We start from the raw sequence: 8,392 nt of genomic DNA, 5'->3' as shown, positions 1-8,392 counted from the left end.
ATAACAAGTTGACAAAACATATTGCACAAACTGAAAAAAAGCAAGCACTTTTAACCGTCGTTGGAGCAGGTCCTGGAGATGTTGAGCTAATAACATTAAAGGCAATAAAAGCACTTGAAAACGCAAACGTGGTTTTGTATGATGCACTTGTTTCTATAGAACTTTTAGAGTATGCCCCGAAAGCGGAACATATATTTGTTGGTAAGCGTAAAGGTTGTTATTCGTATCAACAAGAGCAAATTAATGAATTAATTGTTAGTAGGGCAAAGAGCGATGGTCATGTTGTTCGTTTAAAAGGGGGAGACCCATTTGTTTTTGGACGTGGTGCAGAAGAAATGGAATACGCATCAAAACATGGGGTAGCGGTGTCCATGGTTCCTGGAATTTCATCAAGTTTATCGGTGCCAGCTGCACAAAATATTCCCGTAACTAAAAGAGGTGCTACAGAAAGTTTTTGGGTAATCACTGGTACTACGAAAGAACACAAATTATCGAGCGATGTTGCACTGGCGGCTAAATCCAATGCAACAGTTGTTATTCTGATGGGAATGTCCAAGCTTTTGCAAATTGTTGCTCTTTTTAAACAGGAAGGGAAATCAGAAACGCCAATCGCCATAATTCAAGATGGTACAAAAGAATCTGAGAAAATTGGAATTGGTACTATCGACTCTATTGAACAAGAAGTTGGAAAGCTTGCGTTAAGTAATCCAGCAATTATAATAATTGGTGAGGTAGTAAATCATAGAGCGAAAATTAAAGAGATTCAAAATCAGCATAGAACACAAGAGTTTATTTATTAAGTATAGATTTTAAAGGATGATAAAGACAGATTTGATAATTATAGGAGCGGGCCCTACAGGGTTGTTTACAGTTTTTGAAGCGGGTTTATTAAAACTAAAATGCCATTTAATTGATGCTTTGCCACAACAAGGCGGTCAATGTTCTGAAATTTATCCTAAAAAACCTATCTATGATATTCCTGCTTTTCCCGAAATTTTGGCAGGAGACTTAGTTGATAATCTAATGGAACAAATAAAGCCTTTTGAACCAGGTTTTACCTTAGGAGAACGCGCTGAAACTTTAGATAAGCAAGAAGATGGCTCATATATTGTAACAACAAATAAAGGAACACAGCACCATGCACCTGTGGTTGTTATTGCGGGTGGATTAGGTTCATTTGAACCAAGAAAACCACCAATTGAGAATATAGTTGACTTTGAAGATAAAGGGGTGGCTTATATTATTAAAGATCCAGAAATTTATCGCGATAAAAAAGTTGTGATTGCTGGTGGGGGAGATTCTGCTCTGGATTGGGCAATCTACTTGGCAGATGTTGCTGCTGAAGTGTCCTTAGTTCATAGAAGAAATGAATTTAGAGGAGCTCTAGATTCAGTTGAAAAAGCTGCAGAATTAGCAAAAGAGGGTAAAATAAAATTGTTTACAGAAGCTGAAGTTAAAAGAATATTTGGTGATGAAAAGCTAGAGGCTGTAGGAATAAAGCATAAAGATGAGGCGAAAGGAGAAACTTATTTAGAAGTGGACAACTTTATTCCTTTATTTGGTCTGTCTCCAAAACTTGGACCTATTGGTGATTGGGGATTAGAAATTGAAAAAAATGCTATTAAAGTTAATAATGCCAAAGATTATCAAACAAACCTTCCTGGAGTGTTTGCTATAGGAGATGTAAATACTTATGAAGGAAAATTAAAATTAATCCTTTCAGGTTTTCATGAAGCTGCCGTTATGTGTCAGTACGCTTATCAAATGATTAACCCTGGTAAACGTTTTGTTATGAAATATACTACTGTTGGTGGTGTTGAAGGATTTGATGGGTCCAAAAAAGAAGCTAAAAAAGAAGTGGTTCAAAGTATATCTTAGTCGCGTTCAGTTTACTTAAAATATTAATTATCAGAAACTGCTGTCTTTTTCTGATTTCGTTAAAGAACATAAATGCCTATTTTGTAATTAGTTAGTGTGTTAATTATAGGTCAAGTAATGTAAAAACAATAAACATTTCTTGGTTTTCTTTAGGATGTGATGTTTCTTTGTACTTAGTTCTTACAAATCTGTTTAAGTTATCAAGAAAGGTGGAGGGATTAGACCCTATGAGGCCTTAGCAACCCTTTGATTTTCTCTCTAGAACTCCAGAGAAGGTGCTACATTCTACTGAAAATTGCTAAATTTTAAGCATTTCGGCAGATAACAATGAAGTCTCTGGTTATAACCAAATTCCTTTTTTCGATAATGAGTAACTATTAATGCCAAATAGGTGTTAATGGCTCTGAATATGTTATTAATTAAATGAGGAATATAAAAGACATACTTGCTGAACGAATCTTAGTGCTTGATGGTGCCATGGGTACTATGTTGCAGCGCTATAAATTTACAGAAGAAGATTTTCGTGGTGAACGGTTTAAAGATTGGGAGCACCCCTTACAAGGTAATAATGATTTGTTGTCCTTAACGCAACCAGAAGCTATTGCTGAAGTGCATCGAAAGTATTTTGCTTCAGGTGCAGACATCATTGAAACTAATACTTTCTCTGGTACTACAATTGCAATGGCTGATTACCATATGGAAGACTTAGTATATGAGCTAAATTATGAGTCTGCCAGAATAGCAAAAATGGTAGCTGATGAATTCACTCAAAAGGAACCTAATAAACCAAGGTTTGTAGCAGGTAGCATGGGTCCTACGAATAAAACAGCAAGTATGTCCCCAGATGTAAATGACCCTGGTTATAGAGCAGTTTCTTTTGAGGAGCTTCGCGCAGCTTATAAACAACAAGCAGAGGCTTTGTTAGATGGTGGGTCAGACTTATTATTGGTTGAAACAATTTTTGATACCTTAAATGCTAAGGCGGCACTTTTTGCAATAGAAGAGATAAAGGAAGAAAGAAATATCGATGTGCCAGTTATGGTTAGTGGTACGATAACTGATGCGTCTGGTAGAACATTGTCTGGGCAAACTGCTGAAGCTTTTTTAATATCTATTTCCCATATTCCAATTTTATCAGTTGGCTTTAATTGTGCTCTTGGAGCGAACCAATTGGTTCCACATTTAGAAGTATTAGCTAATAAATCTGATTATGCTGTTTCAGCTCACCCTAATGCCGGTTTACCAAATGCTTTTGGTGAGTATGATGAGACACCAGAGCAAATGGCAGAACAAATTAAAGAATATGTTGAAAAAGAATTAGTAAATATTGTAGGAGGTTGTTGTGGTACAACGCCTGAGCATATTACTGCCATTGCAGAATTAGTAAATAAATATGACCCTAGAAGGTTGTCAAATGTGAGTAATTAAATATAAGAAATGGCAACTAAACATCTGAAGTTAAGCGGACTAGAGCCACTTGTGGTTACACCAGAAAGTAATTTTGTAAATGTTGGTGAACGTACTAATGTAGCAGGTTCAAAAAAGTTTCTCAGGTTAATCAAGGAGGAAAAATTTGAAGAAGCTTTAGACGTCGCTCGCGATCAAGTTGAAGGAGGTGCCCAAATCATTGATATTAATATGGATGATGGACTTCTTGATGGTAAGCATGCCATGGTGAAGTTTTTAAATCTAGTGATTGCAGAACCAGATATTGCTCGCGTACCGATTATGATTGATAGCTCTAAATGGGATATTATTGAAGCAGGTTTGCAAGTTGTACAGGGTAAATGTGTAGTTAATTCCATCAGCCTTAAAGAAGGAGAAGAAGAGTTTATTCAGCGTGCAAAACTTATTAAACGATACGGGGCTGCAGTAATTGTAATGGCTTTCGATGAGATTGGTCAAGCTGATGATTACCAAAGACGTTGCGATATCTCAAAACGTTCGTATAACATATTAGTTAATCAAGTTAATTTCCCACCGGAGGATATTATTTTCGATTTAAATATTTTCCCAGTTGCAACCGGTATGGACGAGCATAAATTGAATGCTTTAGATTTTATTCGTGCAACAAAATGGGTGAAAGAAAATCTGCCATATGTTAGTGTTAGCGGAGGGGTTAGTAATGTTTCTTTTTCTTTTAGAGGAAACAATCCTGTTCGTGAGGCAATGCATTCTGTTTTTTTATATCATGCTATTAAAGCTGGTATGAATATGGGTATTGTAAATCCTACAATGCTAGAGATTTATGATGATATACCTAAAGACTTATTAGAACATGTTGAAGATGTAATGCTCAACCGTAGGGATGATGCCACGGAGCGTTTACTCGATTTTGCAGAATCGGTTGTTGGGAAAGCAAAAGAAAGTAAAGTTGATTTGTCTTGGCGTGAAGAGCCCTTGCAGAATAGAATTACTAGAGCTTTGGTAAAAGGAATTGATCAATACATTGTTGAGGATGTAGAAGAAGCTCGTGTAGCTGCTACAAAGCCTATTGAAGTAATTGAAGGAAATCTAATGACTGGAATGAATGTTGTTGGTGATCTTTTTGGTAGTGGTAAAATGTTTTTACCTCAGGTTGTTAAATCTGCTAGGGTAATGAAAAAAGCGGTTGCCTATTTGCTGCCGTACATAGAAGAAGAAAAATTGTTGAACCCTCAAGAAAATGATTCTGAAGGTGCTGGAAAAATATTAATGGCTACTGTAAAAGGCGATGTTCATGATATCGGAAAAAATATAGTGAGTGTTGTTTTGGCTTGTAATAATTATGAAATTGTTGATCTTGGGGTTATGGTACCTCCCGAAAAGATAATTGCCGCCGCAATTGAACATAATGTAGATATCATAGGACTAAGCGGACTTATTACCCCGTCGTTGGATGAAATGGTTCATTTGGCAAAAGAAATGGAACGTAAAGGTTTTGTAGTGCCACTTTTAATTGGTGGTGCAACAACTAGTAAAGCACATACTGCTGTAAAAATTGACCCCCAGTATAGTCAGTCTGTTGTCCACGTAAACGACGCATCAAGAGCTGTAACGGTAGTTGGTGATCTATTACAGAAAGAAACTTCTGATGGTTATAAAAAAACGATTAAAGACGATTATGAAGTTTTTCGTGAGAAATTCATGAACCGATCACAGCATAAAGAGTATAAATCAATAGAAGAAGCTCGAAAGAATAAGTTTCAAATTGATTGGAATACCTCGGAAATAGTAAAACCCAATGAATTAGGTATTCAAGTTATCGATAATATGGACCTTAATCAATTAGTTCCATTTATAGACTGGACACCGTTTTTTAGGAGCTGGGAACTACATGGTAAATATCCGGATATATTAACGGATAAAGTGGTAGGTGAGCAGGCCACAGATTTATTTGCTGATGCTCAAGAAATGTTGAAGAAGGTTTTAGATGAAAAGCTGTTAACGGCAAAAGCTGTTTTCGGTCTTTTTCCAGCGAACTCAATTAATGATGATGATATTGAAGTGGAAGTTGACTTTAAAGATGATCTTGAGGTGTCTGAAGATAGTAAAATGATCTTCAGAACGCTACGTCAACAATTAAAACGAAGAGAAGGTGTAGCCGATAATGCATTGGCAGATTTTATCGCTCCAAAAGAAAGTGGTAAACAAGATTATATAGGTTGTTTTTGTGTGACTACTGGTTTTGGTACTGACGAGATTTCCGAACAATACAAGAAGGACTTAGATGATTATAATTCAATAATGATTAAAGCTATTTCTGATCGATTGGCTGAAGCATTTGCCGAATATTTACATAAAGAAGTGCGAACGAAATATTGGGGGTATGCCGCCAATGAAGAATTATCAAATGAGGATTTAATAAATGAATCGTATAAAGGAATTAGACCAGCACCCGGTTATCCGGCTTGTCCTGATCATTTAGAGAAAAAAACTATTTGGAAAATTCTTAAAGTAGAAGAGGAAATAGGAGTAAAGCTAACAGAGAGTTTAGCTATGTGGCCAGCAGCATCAGTCTCAGGCTATTATTTTGGAAATCCAGAAGCTAAATATTTCGGACTTGGAAAAATTAAAGAAGACCAAGTTGAAAATTTTGCAAATCGAAAGGGAATTTCTTTGGAATTAGCAACTAGATGGTTAGCTCCTAACATTGCAGACTAATGAGTGAAAATTTTATAGAAATAAGTTTAGGTAGTCATATGATTTCTCATGGATGCGATGATAGTAATACTGAGGTTTTGGAGAAAGTGACAGCCCCTTTATCTCCTAAGCTAGTGGCAGTATCGCGTATAAAATCTGTTAGCGATAAATATATTCTCACAGATTATTTAGATGGTCAGTGGATATATTGGGAATATGAAGGCGATTTTAATATTTTAAAAAAGAAACTAACCAAGAAATAATGAAGGTTACAGAGCATATAGAAAAAGCCAAAGGAAAAACTTTGTTTTCGTTTGAAATAATTCCTCCAGTAAAAGGTAAGAATATTAAAGAATTGTATAATAATATAGATCCTTTAATGGAATTTAAACCTCCATTTATTGATGTAACAACTTCACGTGAAGAATATATCTATATAGACCGAGAAGGATTGTTGGATAAAAAATTAACAAGAATGAGACCGGGCACAGTAGGTATTTGTGCATCTATTAAGCACAAGTATGATGTAGATACTGTGCCTCATGTATTATGTGGAGGATTTACGAAAGAGGAAACCGAATATGTTCTAGTTGATTGTCATTATTTAGGTATTGATAATGTAATGGCCCTACGTGGCGATGCAATGCGTGAACAGCAATATTTTGAGCCTACCAAAGGAGGCCATAAGTTTGCATTAGGACTTGTTGAACAAATACAAAACCTTAAATGTGGTCAATATCTACATGAAGTAATAGAAACAGACGATTGTGCAGATTTTTGTATTGGCGTTGCAGGATATCCAGAAAAGCATATGGAAGCTCCTTCGTTACAAACTGATTTAAAAAGGTTGAAACAAAAAGTCGAGGCTGGTGCTGACTACGTTGTAACACAAATGTTTTTTGATAATGATAAATATTTTGAGTTTGTCGAAGCTGCAAAAAAGACTGGTATAAATGTGCCTATTATTCCGGGTATAAAACCAATTGCGGTAAAACGACATTTAAATATATTGCCTCAGGTTTTTAAGATAGATTTGCCACAAGATTTAATCGACGCTGTTGATGATTGCAAGGATAATAAAGCAGTTAGGCAAGTTGGAATTGAGTGGGCAATTCAACAATCTAAAGAACTAAAAGAGGCCGGTGTGCCCTCCTTGCATTATTATTCTATGGGTAAATCAGATAATGTTCATGCAATTGCTAAAGCTTTGTTTTAATTTTTATTATAAATAAAACCCTGTGTTTGCTTTGATTTTTATCCTTGAATAGTTTTACCTTTACTTTTTATGAGGTTAAAATTCCTGCTTTTTTCTCTGCTATGTAGTCTAACATTGTTTGCTCAAGACGAAGTTGTTGCGAAACGATATGTGATTGATGCTAATCAGTTCTATGGGTCAATCCTGTTACATAATCCGGATATTTCTCACTTAATTCAAGATCATCCTACTGGGTTTATTCTTGGTTTGAATAGAAAAACATACGGGCAAGAAGAATGGGAAGAACTTTATAATTATCCGGATGTTGGTTATTCATTCATTTATCAAGATATGAATAATGAAACTTTGGGTAAACATTTCGGACTCTATGCACACTACAATTTTTACTTTCTAAAAAGAAATTTGCAATTAAGACTTGGCCAAGGTGTTTCTTACGCAACTAATCCCTATGATAAAAATACCAATTTCCGTAATAATGCATATGGCTCGGACTTTTTGAGTTCAACTTTTATAATGTTGAATTTTCATAGGGAAAATATCTTTAAGGGTTTAGGGGTGAAAGCAGGTTTTTCGGTAATTCATTATTCTAATGCTAACGTTAAATCACCGAATACTTCAACTAATACTTTTGCTTTCAATGCTGGCTTAACTTATGATTTGGATGGAGGTAAAGAGATTGCTTATTTATCAAATATGGAACGAGAAAAAGTTAAAGAGCCAATAAAATTTAATTTTGTTTTTAGATCCGGAGTAAATGCAAGTGATGTGATTGGATTGGGTCAGCATGCTTTTTACATTTTGTCTGGTTATGCCGATAAACGATTGAGCAGAAAAAGCGCAATACAAATCGGTGGCGATGTTTTCTTTTCTAATTTTTTAAAAGAATTAATAAGATTTCAAGCTATTTCTTTTCCAGAGTATGGTGTTCAAGCAGACGATGATTATAAAAGAGTGGGTTTATTTGTAGGTCATGAATTATTTGTGAATAGAATAAGCTTTATTACACAATTGGGATACTATGTTTATTATCCATTTGATTTTGAAGGAAGAGTATATAATAGATTAGGTATGAAACGATATTTTGGCAAAAATATTTTTGGAGCTATAACGCTAAAATCTCATGGTGCAGCTGCAGAAGCAGTAGAATTTGGTTTAGGAATTCGATTTTGAAATTTG

7 protein-coding genes and 1 riboswitch are annotated in these 8,392 nt (G+C 35.2%); all 7 genes read left to right on the top strand.

The annotated features are described in order from the left end of the window. Positions 1 to 8 precede the first annotated feature (8 nt). The 7 genes from cobA (at position 9) to ABJF52_RS03710 (ending at position 8,386) form a co-directional block, all read left to right on the top strand. Positions 9 to 800 (top strand): uroporphyrinogen-III C-methyltransferase, encoded by a 792-nt coding sequence (gene cobA / locus ABJF52_RS03740; RefSeq protein WP_348146496.1) that lies wholly within the window; start codon positions 9 to 11, stop codon positions 798 to 800. 16 nt (positions 801 to 816) lie between these two features. Next, positions 817 to 1,878, top strand: a complete 1,062-nt coding sequence (locus tag ABJF52_RS03735; protein WP_348146492.1) for an NAD(P)/FAD-dependent oxidoreductase — start codon at positions 817 to 819, stop codon at positions 1,876 to 1,878. A 194-nt stretch (positions 1,879 to 2,072) separates the two neighbouring features. Then, a riboswitch (SAM riboswitch) is annotated at positions 2,073 to 2,206 on the top strand. Between the two features lie 95 nt (positions 2,207 to 2,301). Further along, positions 2,302 to 3,306: a homocysteine S-methyltransferase family protein gene (locus tag ABJF52_RS03730; RefSeq protein WP_348146490.1), complete on the top strand. Its 1,005-nt coding sequence runs from the start codon at positions 2,302 to 2,304 to the stop codon at positions 3,304 to 3,306. Positions 3,307 to 3,315: 9 nt separating this feature from the next. Beyond that, entirely contained in the window at positions 3,316 to 6,021 is a 2,706-nt protein-coding gene (gene metH, locus ABJF52_RS03725) for a methionine synthase (RefSeq protein ID WP_348146488.1), read from the top strand. Continuing rightward, positions 6,021 to 6,263: a hypothetical protein gene (locus ABJF52_RS03720; protein ID WP_348146485.1), complete on the top strand. Its 243-nt coding sequence runs from the start codon at positions 6,021 to 6,023 to the stop codon at positions 6,261 to 6,263. Before metH ends, ABJF52_RS03720 begins: the two co-directional genes overlap by 1 nt. Beyond that, positions 6,263 to 7,216, top strand: a complete 954-nt coding sequence (gene metF / locus ABJF52_RS03715) for a methylenetetrahydrofolate reductase [NAD(P)H] (protein WP_348146483.1) — start codon at positions 6,263 to 6,265, stop codon at positions 7,214 to 7,216. Before ABJF52_RS03720 ends, metF begins: the two co-directional genes overlap by 1 nt. Before the next feature lie 69 nt (positions 7,217 to 7,285). Then, entirely contained in the window at positions 7,286 to 8,386 is a 1,101-nt protein-coding gene (locus ABJF52_RS03710) for an acyloxyacyl hydrolase (RefSeq protein ID WP_348146480.1), read from the top strand. Positions 8,387 to 8,392 lie beyond the last annotated feature (6 nt).

Origin of the sequence: Aurantibacter sp. (assembly GCF_039941195.1) — a bacterium.
Taxonomy (GTDB): domain Bacteria; phylum Bacteroidota; class Bacteroidia; order Flavobacteriales; family Flavobacteriaceae; genus Aurantibacter_A.
The sequence above is the reverse complement of the archived record's forward strand: the minus strand, read 5'-3'. Positions and strand labels throughout refer to the sequence as shown.

Coding starts and splice junctions, on each gene's coding strand:
- ABJF52_RS03735 (WP_348146492.1), top strand. CDS start 817: ATGATAAAGACAGATTTGATAATTATAGGAGCGGGCCCTACAGGGTTG.
- ABJF52_RS03730 (WP_348146490.1), top strand. CDS start 2,302: ATGAGGAATATAAAAGACATACTTGCTGAACGAATCTTAGTGCTTGAT.
- metH (WP_348146488.1), top strand. CDS start 3,316: ATGGCAACTAAACATCTGAAGTTAAGCGGACTAGAGCCACTTGTGGTT.
- ABJF52_RS03720 (WP_348146485.1), top strand. CDS start 6,021: ATGAGTGAAAATTTTATAGAAATAAGTTTAGGTAGTCATATGATTTCT.
- metF (WP_348146483.1), top strand. CDS start 6,263: ATGAAGGTTACAGAGCATATAGAAAAAGCCAAAGGAAAAACTTTGTTT.
- ABJF52_RS03710 (WP_348146480.1), top strand. CDS start 7,286: ATGAGGTTAAAATTCCTGCTTTTTTCTCTGCTATGTAGTCTAACATTG.